Origin of the sequence: Streptomyces sp. NPDC090442 (assembly GCF_044769405.1) — a bacterium.
Lineage (GTDB): Bacteria > Actinomycetota > Actinomycetes > Streptomycetales > Streptomycetaceae > Streptomyces.
In genome coordinates this window covers 46,592-67,935 of sequence record NZ_JBIVXW010000016.1, presented here as the reverse complement: position 1 = coordinate 67,935, position 21,344 = coordinate 46,592, and the positions used below count along the sequence as shown (strand labels likewise).

The window sequence follows — 21,344 nt, the reverse complement described above, 5'->3', positions numbered from 1 at the left end:
GACCGCCACTCTACGGGGGCGTACCGACACCCGCCGGGTGGTTTTCGCCACGTGGTGGGCGGAGGGTGAGGGTGCGGTCGCGGAGTGTGAGGGGTGGGGTGGTGCTGAATCCGTGGCGGATCGGGTGCCCTAGGCGTGCCGGCCCGGGGTGCGGCGGATGGCGCGGCCCGCGAGGGTGTCGGTGCGGTGGCCGTCCTCGATGACGAAGCGGCCGTCGATCAGGACGTGCGGGATGCCGACCGGCGGGGTGCGCGGGGCGTCGAAGGTGGAGCCGGCGGCGACCGTCTCGGGGTCGAAGAGGACCAGGTCCGCGCGGTACCCCTCGCGGACCAGGCCGCGGTCGGGCAGCCGCAGCCGGGCGGCGGGGCGGGAGGTCAGGTGCGCCACGCACTCCTCCAGGGGCAGCACGCCCAGCTCGCGGACGTACCGGCCGAGGTACTGGGGGAAGGTCCCGTACGCCCGCGGGTGCGGCTTGGCGCCCTGGAGGATGCCGTCGCTGCCGCCGGTGTGGACCCGGTGCCGCATGATCTGCCGGACGTTGTCCTCGTGGCCGACGTGCTGGAGGATCGTCGGGCCCAGCCGGTCGGCGATCAGCAGGCGGCGGGCGGCGTCCCACGGGGCCTGGCCGCGGTCGGCGGCGCCGCGGGCGACGGTGTGGCCGACCCAGTCGGCCTGGGCGGGGTCGGTGACGCCGGAGATCTCGATGGCGTCCCAGTCGATGGGGACGCCGTGGCAGCCGTCCGAGCCCGCGACCTCCAGGGCGTGCCGGATCGACGCGGCGGTGGCGTCGTCCGCGAGCCGCGCCAGGATCGCCTCCGGGCCGCCCTCGCTGGCCCAACTGGGCAGCATCGCCACGAGCGTGGTGCAGCCGGGGGTGTACGGATAGGTGTCCAGGGTGATGTCGGCGCCGGCGTTCAGGGCGTCGTCCAGGAGGGTCAACAGCTCGGGCGCGCGGCCCTTGTTGACGCCGAAGTTCATGGTGGCGTGCGCCAGGTGCAGGGCGCAGCCGGCCTCCTGGGTGAGGCCGACCATCTCCGCGTACGCCTGGAGGGCGCCGGCGCCGTAGGAGCGGTGGTGCGGGCAGTAGTAGCCGTCGTAGTGCGCCACCACCCGGCACAGCTCGGTCAGTTCGGCGTCCGAGGCGTACATGCCCGGGGTGTAGGTGAGGCCGGAGGACAGGCCCACCGCGCCCTGCTCCAGGCCCTCGGCCACCAGGCGCCGCATCCGGGCCAGTTCGGCGTCGGTGGCCGGCCGGTCGTCCCAGCCGAGGGCGAGCATCCGGACCGTGCCCTGGGGGATGAGGTAGGCGGCGTTGACGGCGATGCCCTCGCCCCCGAAACCGTGGTCGAGGCGGTCGAGGTACTCGCCGACGGTGCGCCAGGTGAAGGCGAGGGAGTCGTCGCCCGGACCCCCGCCGTTCCAGCCGGCGATCTGGGCGCGGACCGCGGCCAGCGTGCGGTCGTCCACGGGGGCGTAGGACAGGCCGTCCTGGCCGAGGACTTCGAGGGTGACGCCCTGGGCGGCCTTCGCGGTGTGCGCCGGGTCGCGCAGCAGCGCCAGGTCGCTGTGGGCGTGCATGTCGATGAAGCCGGGGGCGAGGGCGAGGCCGGCGGCGTCCACGGTGCGGGCGGCGGACGGGCGGGGGCCGCCGGTCCCGGCGCGGTGGACGGCGGCGATCCGGCCGTCGGCGAGGGCGACGTCGGCGCGGTAGGAGGGCCCGCCGGACCCGTCGATGACGCGTACGTCGCGGAACACGGTGTCCAAGGCGGGCCGCCTTTCGTCGGACCGTCCCGGCCGTCCGCGCGGGCGAGTCGGGGCCGGTGGCGGCGCGCGCGGTCGGGGTCGGGGACGGGATGGGGGATGACCCCGGGATCTCTCGGGGTGGCCGATCGGGGGTCGGGTCAGGGGGTGATCAGGGGGTTCTCGGGGTGCGCCGGGGCGAGTTGCGCACCCGGCGCGGGTAGCACGAGGACATGCGGAGCGATCAGAAGAACGTGCGGATGAAGTCGACGACCGTCCCGTCCTGCTCGACCAGCGGGATCAACTGCCACTTGTCGAAGGAGGTGCACGGGTGCGACAGGCCCAGGGCGACCCAGTCGCCCACCTCCAGATCGCCGGCGTGCTCGGTGCGGACCCAGGCGTGCTGGTCGGACAGGCCGGTGACGGTGAGGCCGGTGGCCGGGCGCAGGGTGCCGTCCCGGCCGGAGCGCACGGCCTGCGCCTTCGGCAGGTCGAGGTCGTACGCGGCGTCCCGCTTGCCGGCGTTGAGGAACGCCTGCTCCGGGGTGGGCCGGGAGACCACCTGCGCCCAGAGCCGGAAGGCGGGCTGCAGGGCGCCCTCGTCCGGCACCCGGTTGAAGGGGGTGAGGTGGTGGTAGTGCCCGTCGTCGTGCGAGACGTAGGCGCCCGAGCGCAGCAGCTTGAGGACGGGCGCGGAGAGTTCGGGGAGGTCGGCGAAGACCTCGGCCACGGCGTCGAACCACGCGCTGCCACCGGCGCTGAGCACGATCTCGTCGAGGTCGGTGAAGCGGCCGGAGGCGTCGAGCTCGGCGGCGAGCGCGACCAGCCGCCGCAGCCAGGTGGTGACCCGCTCGTGATCGGCCCTGGGCACCTCGCCCTCGTAGCCGGCGACGCCGACGAGGCGGAGGGTGTCCACGCCCGCGATGGCATCGGCGAGTTCGCGGCACTCGGCCTCGGTGCGCGCGCCGGTCCGGGCGCCCTCGCCGGCGCCGAGTTCGATGACGACGTCCACGGGGCGGGTGGCCTCGGCGGCGCGCAGCGCGGCGTCCATCAGCTCGATGCCGCGCAGCGAGTCGACGTAGCAGACGAAGCGGAAGTCCGGGTCGGCGGCGAGTTCGCCGGCCAGCCAGCGCAGCGCGGCGGCGTCGACGAGCTCGTTGGCCAGGAAGATCCGCTGGATGCCGAAGTCCCGGTAGACGCGGGCCTGGTGGGGGACGGCGGCGGTGATTCCCCAGGCGCCGTGGGCCAGTTGGCGGGCGAAGAGCTGCGGGGCCATCGAGGTCTTGCCGTGCGGGGCGAAGGCCAGGCCGTGTCGGTCGGTGTAGGTCTCCAGGAGGGCCAGGTTGTGGTCGAGGGCCTCGGCGGAGAGGGCCAGGACGGGGGTGGTGAAGCCGTCGGTGAAGAGGTTGCGGCGCTCGGCGGCCAGTTCGCTGACGGTGCGGCCGGCGGCATCCGGGGGGAGCGCCTTGAAGCGGTGATCGACGGTGTCGTCCGCGAGGTTGGTGAGTTCCCGCGCGAGCCGGTCGCCGGCCATGGAGCCTCCTCGAAGAGTGCGTTGCATTCTCTGCAACGCTCATTGCGCATATCGCTTAGAGCTGTCTAACATCCGGGCCATCGCCCGGTCAATGGTCCGAAAACACCGGCGGACGCCGCGGGAAACGCGCCGTGGCGCACGGCGGATCCGGCGCCGCGACCCGGCGGGGACCGCCCGCCCGTGCGGTACGACGGCCCGCCTCTCGGCGGCAGCAGCGAAGGAGCGCAAGCGATCGTGACCACGCCCTGGAACGTCAGCGACACCCCCGTCCCGGCGGCCGGCGCCGCCCCGGACGTCGATGTCGTCTGCCTCGGCGAGTCCATGGTCACCTTCCTACCCACCGCCCCCGGCCGGCTTGCCGACGTCCCCGCCTTCCAACGGGCCATCGGTGGCGCCGAGTCCAACGTCGCCTGCGCCCTCGCCCGCGCCGGCCACCCCACCCGCTGGGTCTCCCGGGTCGGCGTCGACGGTTTCGGCGACCACCTCGTCCGGGAGATCGCCGGGCACGGCGTCGACACCCGCGCCGTCCGGCGCGACCCCGACCGCCCCACCGGCATCTATTTCCGCACCGCCGGCGACCGCGCCACCGACGCCCACGAAGTCGCCTACTACCGCGCCGGTTCGGCCGCCTCCGCGATGGCCGCGACCACCATGGACCTGGCCGCGATCCGCGCCGGCCGGGTACTCCACCTCTCCGGGATCACCGCCGCGCTCTCCGCGGACTGCCTCGGCCTGCTGCGCGCCCTCATGCCCGACCCGTCGCCCGGTCACCGCCCCTCGTCGCCGCCGCCCCGCGCCGAGCGCCCCCGCCCGTCGTCCGACCGCCCCGCCCCGGTCGGCCCCGGTCGGCCGCTGCTCTCCTTCGACGTCAACTACCGTCCCCACCTGTGGTCCGGCGCCCAAGGGCCGCGGGTCCTCCTCGATCTGGCGCGCGCCGCCGACGTGGTGTTCGTCGGCGCCGACGAGGCCGAGGCCGCCTGGGGGCTGCCGGACCCGAGGGCCGTCCGCGCCGCGCTGCCCGAGCCGGAGACCCTGGTCGTCAAGCTGGGCGCGGCCGGCGCGTTGGTCTTCCGGCACGCCCCCGACACCCCGGGCACGGACGAGGAGCCCACCGGCACCCTCGTCCCCGCCCCCACCGTCGAGGTGGTCGCCGCGGTCGGCGCCGGCGACGCCTTCGCCGCCGGCTTCCTCTCCGCCACCCTCCGCGGGCTGCCGCTGCGCACCCGGGTCCGGCACGGTCACCTCTGGGCCGCCGCGGCCCTCACCGTCCCCGGCGACCTCGCCGCACCCCCCGCCCGGCCGCTGGCCGACCGCCTTGCCGCGCTCGACGACGCCTCCTGGGGGACACTGCACCTCGGCCCCGGCTGGACGCAGCCCACGGAGGCCGCGGACCAGGAGGTATCCACGTCATGAACGAGCGCAGCCAGAGCACCCCCGACGGGCGCGCCCCCGACGGCTGTCGGGCCGAGCCGGAGGGAGCGCGCGCATGAGCCAGACCGTCGACCGCGCGCTGAGCATCCTGCCGCTGCTCGCCGAGGGCCCCGCCGACCTCGGCCAGGTCGCCGACCGGCTCGGCGTGCACAAGTCCACCGCCCTCCGGCTGCTGCGCACCCTCCACGAGCACGGCCTCGTCTACCGCCAGCCCGACCAGCGCTACCGACTCGGCGCCCGCCTGTTCGCCCTCGCCCAGGAGGCCGCGGAGCACCTCGACGTCCGCGGTATCGCCCACCCCCACCTCGTCGCCCTCAACGAGCAGTGCGGACACACCGTCCACCTCGCCGTCTACGAGGAGAACGAGGTCCTCTACATCGACAAGGTGGAGAGCCGCTATCCGGTCCGGATGTACTCCCGGATCGGCAAGCCGGTGGCGCTCACCGTCGCCGCCGTCGCCAAGCTGCTCCTCGCCGACCTCCCCGAGCCCGAGCGCCGCGCCCTCGCGGCCCGGCTCGACTACCCCCGCTACACGTCCCGTTCGACACCCGACGCCGTGGCCTTCCTGGCCGAGTTGGCCAAGGTGCGCGAACAGGGCTGGGCCACCGACCTCGGTGGCCACGAGGAGTCCATCAACTGCATCGGCGCCCCGATCCGCGGCGCGGACGGGCGGGTCGCGGCCGCGATGTCGGTCTCCGCCCCGAGCGTCGTGGTCAGCGCCGAGGAACTCCTCACCCTGCTCCCGCTGGTGCGCCGCACCGCCGACGCCATCAGCCGGGAGTTCTCCGGCACCACCAGCCCCGGCCACGAGCCGGCCCCGTGAAGCACGTCTGAAGGACACACATGAGCGAGAAGACCGCCCTCACCCCGGCCACCCACACCACCCCGCCCGCGAAGTTCTCGCACGGCGTCAAGAAGGGCAACATCCTCCAGGTCGCCGGCCAGGTCGGCTTCCTGCCCGCCGTCGAGGGCCAGGCCCCGACGCCGGCCGGCCCGACGCTGCGCGAGCAGACCCTGCAGACCTTCGCCAACGTCAAGGCCATCCTCGAAGAGGGCGGCGCCAGTTGGGACGACGTGATGATGATGCGCGTCTACCTCACCGACGTCGACCACTTCGCCGAGATGAACGAGATCTACAACGCCTACTTCGAGGAGCAGGGACTCACCCAGCCGCCGGCCGCCCGCACCACCGTCTACGTCGGCCTGCCCAAGGGCCTGCTCATCGAGATCGACGCGCTCGCCGTCCTGAGCTGAGGCAGTAACACCCCTTGCACCGCCCGCCGTTAGCACACCGCCGCGCTTCCCGCCCGCCGCACGGCACGGCGCCCCGTACGACCGGGGCGCCGTGCCGCGGTCCCCCCCTTGCCTGGACACCCCCTGACAACGGAGTCACCCATGGTCCTCGCTGCTCCTTCCGCTGCCCCACCGGCGCCACCCCACACCGGCGGGCTGCTGGCCCTGATACCGGGCACGCCGGGCCTGTTGACCGTCGCCGCCCTCGGCATCGCCCTGCTGCTCGTCCTGATCATGAAGGTCAGACTCCAGCCCTTCGTCGCCCTGCTCGGGGTCTCCATCGCGGTCGGCCTGGCCGCCGGCCTCTCCGTCACCGAGCTCTTCGGCACGGTCCAGAAGTCCGACGCGGTCTCGATGATCGAGAGCGGCATGGGCGGCATCCTCGGCCACGTCGCCATCATCATCGGCCTGGGCACCATGCTCGGCGCGATCCTCGAAGTCTCCGGCGGCGCCGAGGTGTTGAGCTCCCGACTGCTGGCCCTCTTCGGCGAGCGGCGCGCCCCGCTGGCGATGGGCCTGACCGGCCTGATCTTCGGCATCCCGATCTTCTTCGACGTCGGCATCTTCGTGCTGGCCCCGATCGTCTATGCCGCCGCCAAGAAGAGCGGCAAGTCGATCGTGCTCTACGCCATGCCGCTGCTGGCCGGCCTGTCCATGACGCACGCCTTCCTGCCGCCGCACCCCGGACCGGTCGCCGCGGCCGCCCTGTTCAAGGTGGATCTGGGCTGGACCATCGTCATGGGCGTGCTGTGCGGGGTGCCCGCGGTGCTCGCGGCCTGGGGGTACGCCGCCTGGATCGGCAAGCGGCTCTTCGTGCCCGTCCCGCACGACATGGTCGAGGCCGCCGAGGAGGCCCGGGCCGCGGTCGCCGCCGAGCGGGCCGCCGCCGGGACCGCGCCCCCGGAGAAGCCGGTCCCGCTGGCCACCGTTCTCGCCATCATCGGCACCCCGCTGCTGCTGATCCTGCTCGCGACCTTCTCCTCCATCGTGCTGGCGCCCTCCACGGGCCGCTCGGTCGTCGAGTTCTTCGGCCACCCCTTCGTCGCCCTGACGATCGCACTGCTGCTGGCGTACTACCTGCTGGGCGTCCGCCGCGGCTGGTCCCGCGCGTCCCTGGAGCGGGTCTCCACCGCCTCCCTCAAGCCGGTCGGCAACATCCTGCTGGTCGTCGGCGCCGGCGGGATCTTCGGCGCGGTCCTCAAGGGCAGCGGGGTCGCCGACGCGCTGTCCGACACCTTCCACCACGTCGGCCTGCCGGTGATCGTGCTGGCCTATCTGCTCTCGCTGGTCCTGCGGGTGGCACAGGGCTCGGCGACGGTGGCGATCGTGACCACCGCCGGCATCGTGCTGCCGCTGGTCCAGTCCCAAGGGCTCTCCCAACCCGCCCTGGCCCTGGTCATCATGGCGATCTCGGCCGGCTCGATCTTCGCCTCGCACGTCAACGACGGCGGCTTCTGGATGGTCAGCAAGTACTTCGGGATATCCGAGCGGGACACCCTGAAGTCCTGGACGGTGCTGGAATCGGTGCTGTCGGTCGCCGGCTTCGCGGTGGCGGCGCTGCTCAGCCTGGTGGTCTAGGGCCCGACCCGGTGGGCCGGCCCGGCGAGTGGACGCGCGCCGCGCCGCCCCGTCGTGCGGAGGGGTGATCCCCCGCCGGCGGGGTGGCCGGTGGCCCGCGCCGGGGTAGGCATCCTCGACGCCGGTCCCGTGCTCCGCGGGCAACTTCCGCTAGATTCGCGGAAATTCATTGCCGTGCGGCCGGTGTCGGCGAACAATGCGCGTGACAAAACCGGATCGGCGGAAGGGAACTGCCGCCGTGGAACTCCGGACACATCGCTGAGAGGACCCCCCACATGTCTCGACCTCTCGTCGGCACCCTGGCCACCGCCGTGTTGGGCGCGGCCGCCCTGGTGACCGCAACCCCGGCGGGCGCCGCCCCGGTCGGCGCCGCCGCGCACCTGAGGCCCGCGCCGCCGCACACCAAGGCCGTCGACTTCGCCGGCACCGTGGCGCTGGACGACTGCTCCGGCTCGATCGTCAAGATGCCCACCTCGCAGCCGGACGACCCGGCGCTGGTGATGACCAATGGCCACTGCCTGGAGAGCGGGATGCCCTCCCCGGGCCAGGTCATCGTCGACCAGCCCTCCAGCCGCGACTTCACCGTCCTGGACAGGTCGGCGGGCGACCTCGGCTCGTTGCAGGCCACGAAGGTCGTCTACGCGACGATGACCGACACCGACGTGACGCTGTACCAGACCGACTCGACCTACGCGCAGATCGAGCAGAAGTACGGCGTCAAGCCGCTGGAGCTGTCCACGGAGCACCCCGCCAAGGGCGCCGGGATAACGGTCGTCTCCGGGTACTGGAAGAAGACCTACACGTGCAGCGTCGACGGCTTCGTCCCCACCCTGAAGGAGGGCGGCTGGAGCTGGAAGGACTCGGTCCGTTACACCCCCGAGTGCAAGACGATCGGCGGCACTTCGGGCTCGCCGGTGGTCGACAACAGCACCGGCAAGGTCACCGCCATCAACAACACCGGCAACGAGAACGGCGAGCGCTGCACGGAGAACAACCCGTGCGAGGTCGACGCGAACGGCAACGTCACCGTCCACAAGGGCACCAACTACGCCGAGGAGACCTACTTCATCCCCAAGTGCTTCGGCGCCGGCAACACGTTGGACCTGAACGGCGCGGGCTGCACCCTGCCCAAGCCGTCGGGCGTCCGCCGCTGAGGACGCCGCCCGGCGGTCGGTGAGCACCGGGCGGCGAGCGGCCAGGTCCCGCGCACCGCGTGCACGGGACCTGGCCTTGGGGGGTGGCGTCTTGGGGGAGCGCCCTCCGGGGCGCCCGTCACCGCGTGCCGCCTATGGCTCGCCGGTCACGACATCCCGTGCACGTGCCCGCCGACCTGGCTGGCGAACGCCCCACCGTTGGCCGCGTCCCAGTTCGTCGACCAGGCCATCGCGCCGCGCAGCCCCGGATAGGTCTTGGACGGCTTGAACGAGCCGCAGTTCTTGCCCGACGTCAGGCAGTCCAGCGCCGCGTTGACCACCGACGGGGAGACGTACCCGCTGCCGGCCGCGCTGGGCGAGGCCGGCACGCCCAGGCCCACCTGCGACGGGTCGAGGCCGCCCTGCAACTGGGTGCAGGCGAGCGCGGTGAGGAAGTCCACCGACCCCTGGGAGTAGACCTTGCCGTCGCAGCCGTTCATCGAACCGCTGTTGTAGAACTGGGTGTTGACGACGGTCAGGAAGTCCTTGATGGCCAGGGCCGTCTTGAAGTACTCGTTCTGCGGCGACAGCATGTCGATGGTCTGCGGGGCCATGGTCACCACGACGTCCGGGTGCTTGGCGTGCACCGCCTGCAACGCCTGTGTCATATAGGTGGAGTTGAGGCCGTTCTCCAGGTCGATGTCGACGCCGTTGAAGCCGTACTCGTCCATCAGGCCGTTGATCGAGTCGGCGAAGTTCTGCGCGGAGGCGCCGTCGCTGACCGAGACCGCGCCCTTCTCGCCGCCGACGGAGAGCACCACGGACCTCCCGGCCGCCTGCTTGGCCTTGATGTCCGCCTTGAAGTCGTCGGCCGAGGAGTAGCCGACGGCCGGGTCGAGGTGGAAGGTGACGGCGCCCGGCTTGTCGGCGGTGTCGGCGAAGGCCACCGCGATGATGTCGTAGGCGTCGTCGACGTCCTTCAACTTCTGTACCTTCGCACCGTTGTTGAAGTTCTGCCAGTAACCGGTGACGGCGTGCTGGGGGACGGCCGCGGTGCGGGCCGCCGGGCCGGTCGCCGCGGCGGGTTCCGCGGGGCCGGCGGCGACCAGGCCGGCTGAGGCCAGCACGGCGGCGGCCAGCCCCGCCAGCAGGCGGCACTTGCCCGCCTTCGTCCCTCTTGCGATGCGTGCGCGAACCACTACTGCCTCCGTGTGGGGGGTCGTTGGGGGAGTGGTGCCGGTGCGCGCTCAGGGGCCCCTGGGCTTGCCGTACAAGGTGGTCCAGACCAATAAACGGTGTCAAGGGGCGTGTCGGAAGCGGGTGTTCCGATGTTTGCCGGTTGAGCGGTACACGGGGTTTCCCTGTGGACCAACGGGCAAGACGAGTAGCCCAGAACGTGTTCTCCGGGACGTATCTCTGTGGATAAAGTGCAGAGCGTATGGCGCCGATGGCGCAGAGCTGTGCCGATCCGCGGTCCCGGGAACGCCGGAGGCCGGAAGGAGTGGGGGAGCGACGTGCCGACCGCGATTGCAGTCACCAGCCCGGACCTTGCGCTGCCCTCGACCGACCGGCACACCCCCGCCGCGGTCGTCCTGCGGGACCCGGGCCGGGCGCCGCTGGACGAGGCCCTGACCGAGGCCAGCGCGGTCCTGGAGCGCCACGGCCACCTCGTCGTCCTGTACTCCGCCGCCTGCCCGCCGGAGCACGTCCGTCGGCTGCACACCCTGCGCGCCGTCCTGGAGAGCGACCGGATCGCGATCCTGCCCAGCGCCCTGCCGCCGCTCGGCGTCGCGGTACTGGCCCGCCAGCTCCGCCAGTTGTCGGTCTGCGACTTCAGCCCCGGCGTGCTGGCCTGCGCCGCCCGGCTGTTGGCGCACTACGTGCACGCCGGCGCCCTGCTCGGCAGCGTCGCGGGGCTGGACCGGGTCGAGGTGGACCTGCGCTCCCACATGAAGTCCTGGCTGCCCGGCACCCACTTCGCGGTGCTGGCCACCCCGCAGCCGCAGTTACTCCACCTCGACCGGCACGGCACCCACGCCGGGCTCCGCCCGCCCGGCTTCACCACCCAACTCGCCGTCGCCCGCGGCCAGCTCACCGCGGACTGGGTCACCTCCGCGCTCGCCCCCGCCTGGCAGGTGCAGGGCGTCTACGAGGCGCACCTGCCGACCGAGTCCGCCCGTTGGTGGGGCACCCAGAAGCTGACCGAGTTCGCCGCCGCGATCCCCGATCCGGCGCTGCTGTGCCGCCTGGTGGCGTCCGTGCGGCGGGCGGAGTGCGCCTGGTGCGGGCAGGAGGTCATCGGCGAGCACTGCGCGTTCTGCGCGGCGCCGCTGGCCCGGGAGCGGTCCGGGGGCTCCTCCGGGCGGGAACCTGCGGCCATAGCCGGGGCGCCGCCGGCGCCCGCCCCCGCCGCGGGTGCGCCCCACGGGGGTGCGCCCGCCGCCCTCCCGGCCCCCGCGCCCGACCTGTCCGGCTCGCCACTGCGGCAGCGCGGGCTGTCGCCGGTCGCGCCCGCCGGCGTCCCCGGGGTCGTCGGCATCACCGGCGTCCCGGACCGGACCGACGCCCCCCGTGGCACCGGCGCACCCCCCATCACCGGAGCGCCACACGCCCCCGGTATCCCTGGTGTCACCGATGTCACGGGTGCCCCGGGGCTCACCGGCTTCCGCGGCGGCGCCCCCGCTGGCCGTGGCGGAACCGGCCAACTCGACGTCCGCGGACCGGCGTTCGCGCCCGGCGGCGTCCCCCGCCCGGCCGGCCTCCCGCCCGTCGGCCCGCGCGGCCTGCCCGGCCACCCGGACGTGCCCGGCCACCCCGACCTGCGCCCCCGGCCCGGCGGCGCGCGGACGGCGGCCCCCGTGCGCTGACCCGGTCGACCCCCGAGCCCCCTCGACGCCCCCGGAGCGGGCGGGCCCCGCAGCCCCGCCCGCTCCCGTTCCGCACCCCACCCCGACCGCCCCGCCCCCGTCCCGATCGAGGTCCCCCACCCATGAACTCACGCCAGCGCCGCGGAGTGATCCTGCTGCTCCTGTCCGTCCTCTGTGCGGTCGGCGCCTTCATCGGCGTGCTGTCGGTGATCCGGAACGTCGAGTCCAAGGTCGGGCCGGAGAAGACCGCCTACCGGCTCAAAACGGATGTGGCGGCCTATAAAACGCTGGATCCGGGGCAGTTCGAAGAGGTGAAGATCCCGCAGCGGTGGCTGCCGCCCACCGCCGTGACCCATCTCGACGCGGTCAGCGGCAAGATCGCGGTCACCCCGCTGAAGAAGGGCTCGCTGCTCCAGGACGACATGATCGTCGACCGGCCGGCACTCCAGCCCGGCCAGCAGGAGATCGCCATCATGATCGACGCCGCCACCGGTGTGGCCGGCAAGATCAACCCCGGCTCCCGGGTGAACATCTACGCCACCTTCGACGGCCGCCGCCCCGAGGACAAGCCGGTCTCCAAGGTCATCGTGGCCGGCGCCCAGGTCATCGACGTCGGCAGGCTGACGCCCCTGGAGGCCAAGGACCCCGGCAGCACCTCCGCGACCAGCCGCCAGCCCGGCCAGGCCGTCCCGATCACCTTCGCGCTCGACACCCAGGACGCCCAACGGGTCGCCTACGCCGAGTCGTTCGCCTCCCACGTGCGGCTCGCCCTGCTCGCCCCCGGCACCCAGACCACCATCCCGCCCGGCGAGCGCACCTACACCCTCGACGGCGACAAGTGACCCGGAGGCCCAGGTGACCATCCGCATCCTCCCGGCAGTCGGCGACCCGGAAGCCGCCCGGGCCCTGACCGCCCTCCTCGGCCAACTCCCCGACGCCGAACCGGCGCCCGCCGTCCCCGACTCCACCGCCCTGTTGTCCGTCCTCGCCGGCGCCGCCGCACCGGGCGCTGCCCCGCCGCCGGCCCCCAACGGGCCCGCGCCGGCCGGGCCGGCCGCCGCCGTCCAGGCGCTGCCCGAAGTCGTCCTGGTCCACGAGCGGATCGGCCCGCTGCCCGCCCTGGAGCTGATCCGCGAGGTGGCGCTCCGCTTCCCCGCCGTCGGCGTCGTCCTGATCACCGCCGACGCCGGCCCGGCCCTGTTCTCCGCCGCGATGGACGCCGGCGCCCGCGGCATCGTCGGACTGCCGCTGGGCCAGGAGGAGTTGGCCGCCCGGGTGCGGGCCGCCGCCCAATGGGCCACCGGCGTGCGCGTCCACCTAGGGGGGAACCCGGACGCGCTGCCCGCGCCCGCCGGCACGCTCGTCACCGTCACCGGCGCCAAGGGCGGCGTCGGCACCACCGTCACCGCCGTCCACCTGGCCCTCGCCGCCCGGGCCGCCGGTCGCCGGGTCGCCCTGGTCGACCTCGACCTCCAGTCCGGCGACGTCGGCTCCTACCTGGACGTCCAGTTCCGCCGCTCTGTCGTCGACCTCGCCGGCATCCAGGACCTCTCCGCCCGGGTCCTCAACGACGCGGTGCACGCCCACCACACCGGCCTGGGGCTGCTGTTGGCGCCCGAGGAGGGCGAGCGCGGCGAGGAGGTCGACGACCGGGCCGCCCGCCAGATCCTCACCGCGCTGCGCTCCCGCTACGACGTGGTGATCGCCGACTGCGGCTCCCAGATGCAGTCCGCCAACGCCGCCGCCGTCGAACTCGCCGACACCGCCCTGCTGGTGACCACCCCCGACGTGGTCTGCGTGCGCGCCGCCAAACGGCAGGTCCGGCTCTGGGACCGGCTGCGGATCCGCAAGGCCGAGGACACCACCACCGTCGTCAACCGCCTCACCCGCCACACCGAGATCCAGCCGTCGCTGGTCGCCAAGGCCACCGGCACCCGCGTCGCCCGCACCCCGGTCCCGGCCGCCTTCAAGGAACTCCAACCCTGTGTCGACGCCGGCCGGATGCAGGACCTCGACGCCCGCTCCACCGTCAAGGCCGCCCTGTGGGCGCTCGCCGGCGAACTGGGCCTGTCCGGTGCGCCGGCCGAGCCCCCGCCCCGCGGCGGCCACCGCGCCCGCCCGATGCTCACCGGGCGCAAGCGCAAGGCCCTCACCACCGGGGCGGCTACCGGACCCGGGACGGTTCAGGGTCCGACCCCGACCCCACCCCCGGGCTCCGGCGCCCCCGCCGCCGGCCGGTTCGGCGCCCCCGCGGCCCCCGGCCCGTACGACCCGGCCGCCCCTTACGAGGAGGGCTGAGCGATGCGGCGTCCCGCACGGCCCGGCCGGACGCCGGGCGACCGCGGCCGCGACGGCGGTCGCGACCGCGGCCAGGTCACGGTCGAGTTCCTCGGGCTGCTCCCGCTTATCCTCGGCGTCCTCGTGCTGCTCTGGCAGTGCGCCCTGGTCGGCTACACCTACGTGCTGGCCGCGCACGCCGCCGACCGGGGCGCCCGGGCCGCCACCGCCACCGAGGCCGGCGGCCCCGGCGCCTGCACCACCGCCGTCACCCGCCAACTCCCGCGCGCCTGGCACGACGGCGCCAGTACCGCCTGCACCACCGAGGCGGGCCTGTGGAAGGCCACCGTGCACCTCAGGGTCCCGGTGCTCTTCCCCGGCGCCGGCGCCTTCCCGTGGACGGTCACCGGCACCGCCGGAGCCGCCGAGGAGGCACCCGCCCCATGACCCGTCGAACCCCCACCCGCCCCCGGGCGCGCGACCGCGGCTCCGCCTCCCTGGAGTTCCTCGGCGTCCTCCCGATCCTCCTGCTCGTCGCCCTCGCCGTCGTCCAACTGGGCCTGGCCGCCTACGCCGTCCAACAGGCCGGCACCGCCGCCCGGGCCGCCGCCCGCACCGCCGCCATGGACTCCGTCGACCAGCGGACCGACCCGGCGTCCGCGGGCCGGGCCGCGATCAGCGGGTGGGTCGCCGACCGCGCCGCCATCACCGTCGGCGGCTCCGGCGACACCGTCAGCGCCACCGCCACCGTCCACATCCCCTCGATCCTCCCCGGCGCCGACTTCGGCTCCGCACGCCGCAGCGCCACCATGCCCCGCCCCGAGACATCAGCCCTCGGAGCGTCGGCGCAGTCTCCGCGAACAGCACCAGGAGCGCCTCCGCGATGAGCCTCAAAGCCCGCATCGTCGCACCCGAACCGGCCGGCGAGGACCGCCAGGACGGCCACCTCGTCGCCGTCTACCGCGCCAAGCTGCTGGAGGAGATCGACCTCGCGGAGATGTCCGCGCTGACCGCCGCCGAGCGCCGCTCCCGGCTGGAGCGCGTCCTGGGCCACCTCATCAGCCGCGAGGGCCCGGTCCTGTCCACCGCCGAACGCGCCCAGCTCATCCGCCGGGTCGTCGACGAGGCCCTCGGCCTCGGCGTCCTCGAACCGCTCCTGGAGGACGCCTCGGTCACCGAGATCATGGTCAACGGCCCCGACCGGGTCTACGTCGAACGGCACGGCCGGGTCGAGCCGGTCCCCGTCCGCTTCGCCTCCCACGAGCAGCTCATGCAGACCATCGAGCGGATCGTCTCCACCGTCAACCGCCGCGTGGACGAGTCCCATCCGATGGTCGACGCCCGCCTCCCCACCGGCGAGCGCGTCAACGTCATCATCCCGCCGCTGGCCCTCGACGGCGCCACCCTCACCATCCGCCGGTTCCCCCGCGCCTACACCCTCGGCGAACTCATCGGCATCGGCACCCTCGACGAGCAGTTGCTGATGCTGCTGGCGGGGCTGGTGCGGGCGAGGTTCAACGTGGTGGTCTCCGGTGCCACCGGCGCCGGCAAGACCACCCTCCTCAACGCCCTCTCCGGGCTGATCCCCGACGGCGAGCGCATCATCACCGTCGAGGACGCCGCCGAGCTCCAGCTCCAGCAGAGCCACGTCATCCGCCTCGAATCCCGCCCGCCCAACGTCGAGGGCAAGGGCCGGATCACCATCCGCGACCTGGTCCGCAACTCCCTGCGGATGCGCCCCGACCGGATCATCGTCGGGGAGGTCCGCGGCGGCGAGACGCTCGACATGCTCCAGGCGATGTCCACCGGCCACGACGGCTCGCTGGCCACCGTCCACGCCAACAGCGCCGAGGACGCCCTGATGCGCCTCCAGACCCTCGCCTCCATGTCCGACGTCGCCATCCCCTTCGAGGCGCTCCGCGACCAGATCAACAGCGCCGTCGACTGCCTGGTCCAACTCACCCGGCACGCCGACGGCACCCGCCGGGTCAGCGAGGTCGCCCTGCTGGACTCCCGCGGCCACCAGGACTACCGCCTGGTCACCGTCGGCCGTTTCGAGGCCGAACCGATGGGCGCCGACCGCGTCGTGCACGGCGCCTTCCGCTACTTCCCGCTGCCCCGCCGGGTCGCCGAACGCCTCTTCATGGCCGGCGAACCGGTCCCGCCCGCCTACGGCGTGGCCACCACCGACGACCAACTCGCCACCCGGAAGGCCACGTCATGACCGGCGGGAACCTCCTCGCCCTGCTCGCCCTCGCCGCCACCCTCGCGTGCGGCGCGCTCGCCGTCGCGGGCGTCCGCGCCTACGCCTCCGGGCGCGCCCAGCACCAGGCCATCGTCGACCGGCTCGACGACACCGGCGCCCTCCCCACCCCCGGCCGGCGCCGCCGCTTCCCCTCCGTCGACCGCACCCTGCGCACCACCCGCTTCGGCCGCCGTCTGGAACTCCGGCTGGCCGCCACCGGGTTGGACGTCACCCCCGGCGAGTTCTTCGTCGCCATGGTCGCCGCGGTGATCGGCCTGTGGGTGGCCGCCCAGGCGGTCCTCGCGCCGTTCTTCGGGCCGATCGCCGCCGTCATCGCCGTCTGGGCCGCGTTCGCCTTCCTCAACTGGCAGCGGCAGAAGCGGATCGAGAGGTTCATCAACCAACTCCCCGAACTCTCCCGCATCCTCGCCAACGCCACCCAGGCCGGCCTCGCCCTGCGCACCGCCCTGGCCATGGCCGCCGAGGAGCTGGAGGCCCCGGCCGGCGAGGAGCTGTCCAAGGTCGCCGGCAAACTGGCCGTCGGCCACTCCGTCGACGAGGCCCTCGGCGAGCTCGCCGAACGCCTCCCCTCCCGCGAACTGGTCGTCCTGGTCACCACGTTGGTCCTCGCCAACCGCGCCGGCGGCACCGTCGTCGGCTCGCTGCGCAACCTCACCAGGACCCTGGAGGAGCGCAAGGAGACCCGCCGCGAGGTCCGCACCCAGCTCTCCCAGGTGCAGGTCACCGCCTACGTCGTCCCGCTGCTCGGCATCGGCACCCTGCTGCTGATGAACCGCATCGCCCCCGGCGCCATCGACCGGATGACCTCCTCCTTCCTCGGCCAACTCGCCGTCGTGGCGGCCTTCGTCCTCTACGGGCTCGGCTTCTTCCTCATCCGCCGGCTCTCCAAGATCGACGTCTAGCACGACGCCCGGGCGGGCCCCCGGGCCCGCCGGAGACCGCCCCGACGTCCAGGTACAGGTGATCGGTAACCCATGGCAATCGCAATCGTGCTGGCCCTCGCCCTCGCCCTGTCGGTCGTCGGCGTCGCGTGCGGCATCGCCCTCTACCGCCGCGAGGCCCGCCTCCCGCCCGACCTCACGCTGTCCCTGGAGGTCGGCGCCACCCGGACCACCGCCGTCGGCTCCGCCGTCGACCGCACCGGCATGCGCTACGCCCCGCTCGTGCTGCGGCTGATGGGCGACAGGCGGGTGGCGAAGGTCCGCCGCCGGATCGACCTGGCGGGCAACCCCGCCGGCCTCACCGTCGACCGCTACGCCGCCCGCCGCGCCGTCTACGGCGCCCTGGGGTTCTTCGGCGCGCTGGTGATGTTCCTCAGGGGGCAGCCGCTCCTCGGCGTCCTGATGGTCCTCTTCGGCCTCTTCTGGACGGAAGTGGGCATCTGGGCCGCCATCCGGCAACGCAAGGACACCATCGAGCGCACCCTTCCGGACTTTCTCGACGTGCTGGCCGTCGTGGTGAGCGCCGGACTCGGCTTCCGCCAGGCCCTGGACCGGGTCGCCGAGAAGTACGAGGGCCCCTGGGCCGACGAACTCCGCATCACCCTGCGCCAGATGGACATGGGCGTCAGCCGCCGCACCGCCTTCGAGGAACTGCGCAAACGCAACGACTCCGAACAGGTCGCCCAGTTCGTCACCGCCCTCCAGCAGGGCGAGGAACTCGGCGCGCCGATCGTCGAGACGCTGATCCAGATCGCCAACGACATGCGCCGCACCGACGCCCAGAACGCCCGCCGCCGGGCCGCCCGCGCGGTCCCCAAGGCCACCATGGTCGTCACCACGTTCATGGTCCCGGCCACGATGATCCTGCTCATCGCCGGCTTCTTCCTCGGCTCCGGCACCGACTTCGGCTCCCTGATGGGCAGATGACCCCGGGGCCTCGGCGCGCCTCCGGCCCGGACCGCCGGCGCCGCCCGGCCGGATGCGACCGGTCCAAGTCCCGGCAATCCCGCCAACGCCTTCGCAGGCGCAACGAGTTGTGCCACAGTGGGTGCGCCGACCGGCCCGCCGCACCGCACCGCGGCCGACGGTCGGACCGCATGGGCAGGCCGCCCCCGCAAGGGGCGGCGATCCGGGGGGAGTCGGAAGGGGCGGGCGGTGGTCGAGATGGCGTGCGATGGCCGAAACGCGGTGCCCGATCCCTCGTTGGTGGTTTCGGATGAGGTTCGGAATCCCTGTTCCGGGAAGGCCGTTCCGGCGTACTTTTCTCGTGTCCCGCGCGCGGACGGGCGCACCACGGGGACCAACCGGCCGGACCAGAGCGGAACGGCGGCCCACGGAGGGGAAGACCATGGCGAAGCGGATCGTGCGGAACGACGATCGGGGACAGACCTCGATCGAGTACCTCGGCATCATCGCGGTGGTCGTGGCGATCGTCCTGGTCCTGTCGACCACGGACTTCGGCAGCCAGATCGCCAACGCGATCGCCAACAAGATCTCCGACGTCGTCGGGATCTGACCCCCCACACCCCGCCCGTGCCGGCCCCCACCGTCACGCGCCGCCACCGGCGCGATGCCGGGCAGACCCTGCCGATCTACCTCGTCGCGATCGGCGGCCTGCTCTTCCTCGCGCTCGCCTTCTTCGCCGTCGGCCAGGCGGCCGCCACCCGCAACGGCGCCCAGACCGCCGCCGACGCGGCCGCCCTCGCCGCCGGCCAGAAGTACCGCGACGAGCTGCGCAAGGGCGTCCTCGCCGGGCTGCGCGACGGCACCGACGCCACCGACCCGGCCGCCTGGGCGGCGCTCCTGGACGGCCGCGGCGCGCCCTCCGACACCGCCTGCCGGAGCGCCACCTGGTTCGCCGGGCGCAACGACGCCGCGGTGACGTCCTGCACCCCGGACTCCTGGCCGACCTCCTTCGCGGTCACCGTCACCTCCCGCCACGCCGTGGGCGATTCGGTCATCCCCGGTACCGGACGCACCCACGCCGCGGCCCGGGCGACGGCGATCGTCACCCCCCGCTGCACCCTCGCCCCGCCCGACGGCACCCCCTCGCCCCACCCCACCCCCACCCCCACCACGGGGTCCGGCGACGGCAAGGACCACGCGCCCGCACCGCACACCCTCACCTGCGACGGCAAGGGCTTCCCGCTCGACCTCGACCACCTCCCGGAACTCCCCCCGGCCGCCGCCCTGTTCTCCGTACGCCTGGCCCGGTGACCCCCACCCCCTCCCGGCCACCGCACCCCACCGGACCCGCCGCCCCCCGACCGACCTTCCGACCCCTCTCACCGAAGGAACGCATCCAATGAGCATTCGGCGCACCACGAAGGCCGCCAGGGGAGCGGCGGTCACGGCGAGCGCGGTCGGCCTGGCCCTCCTGGTGGCCGGCTGCGGAGGCGGCGACGGCGGGGCCCCCGCACCGGACCACGACAAACCCGCGGCCCACAGCGCCACCCCCGACGGCAACGACCCCGGCACCCCCGCCGCCGACGCCGACAAGGTCATCGGCGAGATGAAGGGCCCCGACGGCGTCGACGTCACCCTGCACTCCGCCACCCGCGACTCCGGCGGCTTCGTCACCGTCGAGGGCACCGTCACCAACCACGGCACCCGCGCCTTCAACGCCATCGACTGGCGCTCCAACGAGACCGAGCTGAAGTCCCGTTCGTCCATCTCCGGCGCCACCCTCGTCGACGAGGCCGGCAAGAAGCGCTACCTGGTGCTCCGCGACACCAACGGCGAATGCCTCTGCACGACGGGCCTGAGCGGACTGCTGCCGGGCCAGAGCCGGCCCCTCTTCGCGCAGTTCCCGGCCCCGCCCGCCAAGGTGACCGAGGTCGACTTCCAGTTGCCCACCATGGCGCCGGTCGCCGTCAAGATCACCGATTGAGCCGCCCGCGATGACCGCTTCCCGAACGGCCGCCACGGCCACCGCCGCACTGCTGCTGACCGTCGCCCTCACCGCCCCCGCCGCCCACGCCGACCCGCCGGGCATCACCGAGGACACCTCCGCGCCGGTCCACATCGACCCCACCAACCCCCGGCTGCGGATGGTGCAGGGCGCCAAGCTGGCCCCGCCCAAGGTCCTCAACATCAAGTCCATCGTGGAGACCGACGACGGCTCCGAGCGCCGCCAGGACACCAACGACAACGTCACCTTCGCGCTCCAGGCCGAGGTGCTCTTCGGCAAGGACAGCGCCGCGCTCTCCACCGACGCGCTGGGCCGGATCAGCGCCATCGCCGACGAGGTCCGCAAGCAGCACGCCACCACCCTCAAGGTCTTCGGCTTCACCGACAACCTCGGCTCCACCGCGCACGGCCTGGTCCTCTCCAAGCAGCGCGCCAACGCCGTCCAACACGAACTCGCCGTCGACCTCGGCTCGTCGGTCGGCTTCCAGACCCGCGGCTACGGCGAGCAGTACCCGATCGCCGACAACAGCACCGAGGCCGGCCGCCGCAAGAACCGCCGCGTCGAGGTCAGCTTCCCCCGCAACGGCGGCTGACCGGACCCCACCACCCGCCCACGGAACCGGTACCGCACCGGACCGGACCGACAGTATTGGACTGAGCGATCCAATAAGTGTTAGCGTTCTCCCATGGCCCGACCCAGGAAGTTCGACGAGGGGCGGGCGGTCGACGCCGCGATGGAGGCGTTCTGGGCCGCCGGCTACGAAGCCACCTCCACCCAGGACCTGTGCGAGGCCACCGGTCTGGGGCGCAGCAGCATCTACAACACCTTCAAGAGCAAGCACGACCTCTTCGAGCGCGCCCTGTCCCGCTACATGGAGCGCAAGAACGCCGAGCTCACCGAGCTCCTCGACGACGACACCCGCACCGCCCGCCAGCGGCTCCGCGCCCTCCTTCAGCGCATCATCGACGAGGAGTTCACCCACCACGCCGACGGCCGCGGCTGCCTCGTCGTCAACACCGCCGTCGAGGTCTCCGCCCACGACCCCTCGGTGGCCACCACCCTCGAACGGGACTACGGCGTCCGCCTGGAGGCGATCCGCGCGGTGATCGAATCCGGCCAGCGCGACGGCGACATCGCCCCCGACAAGGACGCCCGCACCCTCGCCCACCTCCTGATCGCCGCCGTCGGCGGCCTCCGCGTCTCGGCCCGCGCCGGCGTCGACCGTCCCGCTCTGGAGCGTGTCGCCGACGCCACCCTCACGGCGTTCTAGGCCGCCGGCTCGGCGACTCAACTCCGCACCGCCGGACCGCGGTTGGCGGCGCGCCTCATTCCGCCCGCATTTTGAACTGATCCATCCAAAACGTGCCGCGACA

At 73.6% G+C, this 21,344-nt stretch carries 21 protein-coding genes; 18 read left to right on the top strand and 3 right to left on the bottom strand.

The features are described from left to right. Positions 1–129: 129 nt before the first annotated feature. The gene (locus ACIQU6_RS14040; protein WP_403481858.1) at positions 130–1,764 is read right to left on the bottom strand and encodes an amidohydrolase family protein; all 1,635 of its coding nucleotides are present in this window, start codon (positions 1,762–1,764) and stop codon (positions 130–132) included. 220 nt (positions 1,765–1,984) lie between these two features. Continuing rightward, the gene (locus ACIQU6_RS14035; RefSeq protein ID WP_403481857.1) at positions 1,985–3,274 is read right to left on the bottom strand and encodes an amino acid deaminase; all 1,290 of its coding nucleotides are present in this window, start codon (positions 3,272–3,274) and stop codon (positions 1,985–1,987) included. Positions 3,275–3,508: 234 nt separating this feature from the next. Here ACIQU6_RS14035 and ACIQU6_RS14030 point away from each other — a divergent pair, with 234 nt between their 5' ends. From ACIQU6_RS14030 to ACIQU6_RS14010, 5 genes are all read left to right on the top strand, one after another. Beyond that, positions 3,509–4,687 (top strand): sugar kinase, encoded by a 1,179-nt coding sequence (locus ACIQU6_RS14030; protein WP_403481856.1) that lies wholly within the window; start codon positions 3,509–3,511, stop codon positions 4,685–4,687. A gap of 73 nt (positions 4,688–4,760) precedes the next feature. After that, positions 4,761–5,528 (top strand): IclR family transcriptional regulator, encoded by a 768-nt coding sequence (locus ACIQU6_RS14025; protein WP_403481855.1) that lies wholly within the window; start codon positions 4,761–4,763, stop codon positions 5,526–5,528. A gap of 20 nt (positions 5,529–5,548) precedes the next feature. After that, positions 5,549–5,959: a RidA family protein gene (locus tag ACIQU6_RS14020; protein ID WP_274913613.1), complete on the top strand. Its 411-nt coding sequence runs from the start codon at positions 5,549–5,551 to the stop codon at positions 5,957–5,959. 141 nt (positions 5,960–6,100) lie between these two features. Further along, positions 6,101–7,576, top strand: a complete 1,476-nt coding sequence (locus tag ACIQU6_RS14015) for a GntP family permease (protein WP_403481854.1) — start codon at positions 6,101–6,103, stop codon at positions 7,574–7,576. Positions 7,577–7,851: 275 nt separating this feature from the next. Next, entirely contained in the window at positions 7,852–8,730 is an 879-nt protein-coding gene (locus ACIQU6_RS14010; protein ID WP_403481853.1) for a serine protease, read from the top strand. Between the two features lie 146 nt (positions 8,731–8,876). On the opposite strand, the gene ACIQU6_RS14005 is transcribed toward ACIQU6_RS14010, so the two are convergent. Next, complete coding sequence (locus ACIQU6_RS14005) at positions 8,877–9,908, bottom strand: chitinase (RefSeq protein WP_403481852.1); 1,032 nt, start codon at positions 9,906–9,908, stop codon at positions 8,877–8,879. Positions 9,909–10,223: 315 nt separating this feature from the next. Here ACIQU6_RS14005 and ACIQU6_RS14000 point away from each other — a divergent pair, with 315 nt between their 5' ends. The 13 genes from ACIQU6_RS14000 to ACIQU6_RS13940 all read left to right on the top strand — a co-directional run bounded on the left by ACIQU6_RS14000 (position 10,224) and on the right by ACIQU6_RS13940 (position 21,241). Further along, positions 10,224–11,576 carry a hypothetical protein gene (locus ACIQU6_RS14000; protein ID WP_403481851.1) on the top strand — a complete coding sequence of 451 codons (1,353 nt, stop codon included), beginning with the start codon at positions 10,224–10,226 and terminating at the stop codon, positions 11,574–11,576. A gap of 122 nt (positions 11,577–11,698) precedes the next feature. After that, complete coding sequence (gene cpaB / locus ACIQU6_RS13995) at positions 11,699–12,418, top strand: Flp pilus assembly protein CpaB (RefSeq protein ID WP_403481850.1); 720 nt, start codon at positions 11,699–11,701, stop codon at positions 12,416–12,418. 13 nt (positions 12,419–12,431) lie between these two features. After that, positions 12,432–13,874, top strand: coding sequence for a CpaE family protein (locus ACIQU6_RS13990; protein ID WP_403481849.1), 1,443 nt, complete (start codon positions 12,432–12,434; stop codon positions 13,872–13,874). A 3-nt stretch (positions 13,875–13,877) separates the two neighbouring features. After that, entirely contained in the window at positions 13,878–14,300 is a 423-nt protein-coding gene (locus tag ACIQU6_RS13985; protein WP_403481848.1) for a TadE family protein, read from the top strand. Next, positions 14,297–14,740, top strand: a complete 444-nt coding sequence (locus ACIQU6_RS13980) for a TadE family protein (RefSeq protein ID WP_403481847.1) — start codon at positions 14,297–14,299, stop codon at positions 14,738–14,740. The genes ACIQU6_RS13985 and ACIQU6_RS13980 overlap by 4 nt, the downstream gene beginning before the upstream one ends. Further along, positions 14,737–16,077, top strand: coding sequence for a CpaF family protein (locus ACIQU6_RS13975; RefSeq protein WP_403481846.1), 1,341 nt, complete (start codon positions 14,737–14,739; stop codon positions 16,075–16,077). Before ACIQU6_RS13980 ends, ACIQU6_RS13975 begins: the two co-directional genes overlap by 4 nt. Beyond that, positions 16,074–17,021 carry a type II secretion system F family protein gene (locus ACIQU6_RS13970; protein ID WP_403481845.1) on the top strand — a complete coding sequence of 316 codons (948 nt, stop codon included), beginning with the start codon at positions 16,074–16,076 and terminating at the stop codon, positions 17,019–17,021. The genes ACIQU6_RS13975 and ACIQU6_RS13970 overlap by 4 nt, the downstream gene beginning before the upstream one ends. Before the next feature lie 72 nt (positions 17,022–17,093). Further along, positions 17,094–17,987 (top strand): DUF5936 domain-containing protein, encoded by an 894-nt coding sequence (locus ACIQU6_RS13965; RefSeq protein WP_403481844.1) that lies wholly within the window; start codon positions 17,094–17,096, stop codon positions 17,985–17,987. A 421-nt stretch (positions 17,988–18,408) separates the two neighbouring features. Further along, positions 18,409–18,576 (top strand): hypothetical protein, encoded by a 168-nt coding sequence (locus tag ACIQU6_RS13960; RefSeq protein WP_274913598.1) that lies wholly within the window; start codon positions 18,409–18,411, stop codon positions 18,574–18,576. Between the two features lie 17 nt (positions 18,577–18,593). Then, positions 18,594–19,277 (top strand): pilus assembly protein TadG-related protein, encoded by a 684-nt coding sequence (locus tag ACIQU6_RS13955; RefSeq protein WP_403481843.1) that lies wholly within the window; start codon positions 18,594–18,596, stop codon positions 19,275–19,277. A gap of 88 nt (positions 19,278–19,365) precedes the next feature. Then, positions 19,366–19,950 carry a hypothetical protein gene (locus ACIQU6_RS13950; RefSeq protein ID WP_403481842.1) on the top strand — a complete coding sequence of 195 codons (585 nt, stop codon included), beginning with the start codon at positions 19,366–19,368 and terminating at the stop codon, positions 19,948–19,950. Between the two features lie 10 nt (positions 19,951–19,960). After that, complete coding sequence (locus tag ACIQU6_RS13945) at positions 19,961–20,563, top strand: OmpA family protein (protein ID WP_403481841.1); 603 nt, start codon at positions 19,961–19,963, stop codon at positions 20,561–20,563. A 93-nt stretch (positions 20,564–20,656) separates the two neighbouring features. Beyond that, positions 20,657–21,241 carry a TetR/AcrR family transcriptional regulator gene (locus ACIQU6_RS13940; RefSeq protein ID WP_403481840.1) on the top strand — a complete coding sequence of 195 codons (585 nt, stop codon included), beginning with the start codon at positions 20,657–20,659 and terminating at the stop codon, positions 21,239–21,241. The last annotated feature ends 103 nt before the right edge of the window (positions 21,242–21,344 follow it).

What these genes read in the sequence shown, in the direction of transcription:
- ACIQU6_RS14035 (WP_403481857.1), bottom strand. Translation starts at nt 3,274, where the DNA reads ATGGCCGGCGACCGGCTCGCGCGGGAACTCACCAACCTCGCGGACGAC.
- ACIQU6_RS14025 (WP_403481855.1), top strand. Translation starts at nt 4,761, where the DNA reads ATGAGCCAGACCGTCGACCGCGCGCTGAGCATCCTGCCGCTGCTCGCC.
- ACIQU6_RS14020 (WP_274913613.1), top strand. Translation starts at nt 5,549, where the DNA reads ATGAGCGAGAAGACCGCCCTCACCCCGGCCACCCACACCACCCCGCCC.
- ACIQU6_RS14015 (WP_403481854.1), top strand. Translation starts at nt 6,101, where the DNA reads ATGGTCCTCGCTGCTCCTTCCGCTGCCCCACCGGCGCCACCCCACACC.
- ACIQU6_RS14010 (WP_403481853.1), top strand. Translation starts at nt 7,852, where the DNA reads ATGTCTCGACCTCTCGTCGGCACCCTGGCCACCGCCGTGTTGGGCGCG.
- cpaB (WP_403481850.1), top strand. Translation starts at nt 11,699, where the DNA reads ATGAACTCACGCCAGCGCCGCGGAGTGATCCTGCTGCTCCTGTCCGTC.
- ACIQU6_RS13985 (WP_403481848.1), top strand. Translation starts at nt 13,878, where the DNA reads ATGCGGCGTCCCGCACGGCCCGGCCGGACGCCGGGCGACCGCGGCCGC.
- ACIQU6_RS13980 (WP_403481847.1), top strand. Translation starts at nt 14,297, where the DNA reads ATGACCCGTCGAACCCCCACCCGCCCCCGGGCGCGCGACCGCGGCTCC.
- ACIQU6_RS13975 (WP_403481846.1), top strand. Translation starts at nt 14,737, where the DNA reads ATGAGCCTCAAAGCCCGCATCGTCGCACCCGAACCGGCCGGCGAGGAC.
- ACIQU6_RS13970 (WP_403481845.1), top strand. Translation starts at nt 16,074, where the DNA reads ATGACCGGCGGGAACCTCCTCGCCCTGCTCGCCCTCGCCGCCACCCTC.
- ACIQU6_RS13965 (WP_403481844.1), top strand. Translation starts at nt 17,094, where the DNA reads ATGGCAATCGCAATCGTGCTGGCCCTCGCCCTCGCCCTGTCGGTCGTC.
- ACIQU6_RS13960 (WP_274913598.1), top strand. Translation starts at nt 18,409, where the DNA reads ATGGCGAAGCGGATCGTGCGGAACGACGATCGGGGACAGACCTCGATC.
- ACIQU6_RS13950 (WP_403481842.1), top strand. Translation starts at nt 19,366, where the DNA reads ATGAGCATTCGGCGCACCACGAAGGCCGCCAGGGGAGCGGCGGTCACG.
- ACIQU6_RS13945 (WP_403481841.1), top strand. Translation starts at nt 19,961, where the DNA reads ATGACCGCTTCCCGAACGGCCGCCACGGCCACCGCCGCACTGCTGCTG.
- ACIQU6_RS13940 (WP_403481840.1), top strand. Translation starts at nt 20,657, where the DNA reads ATGGCCCGACCCAGGAAGTTCGACGAGGGGCGGGCGGTCGACGCCGCG.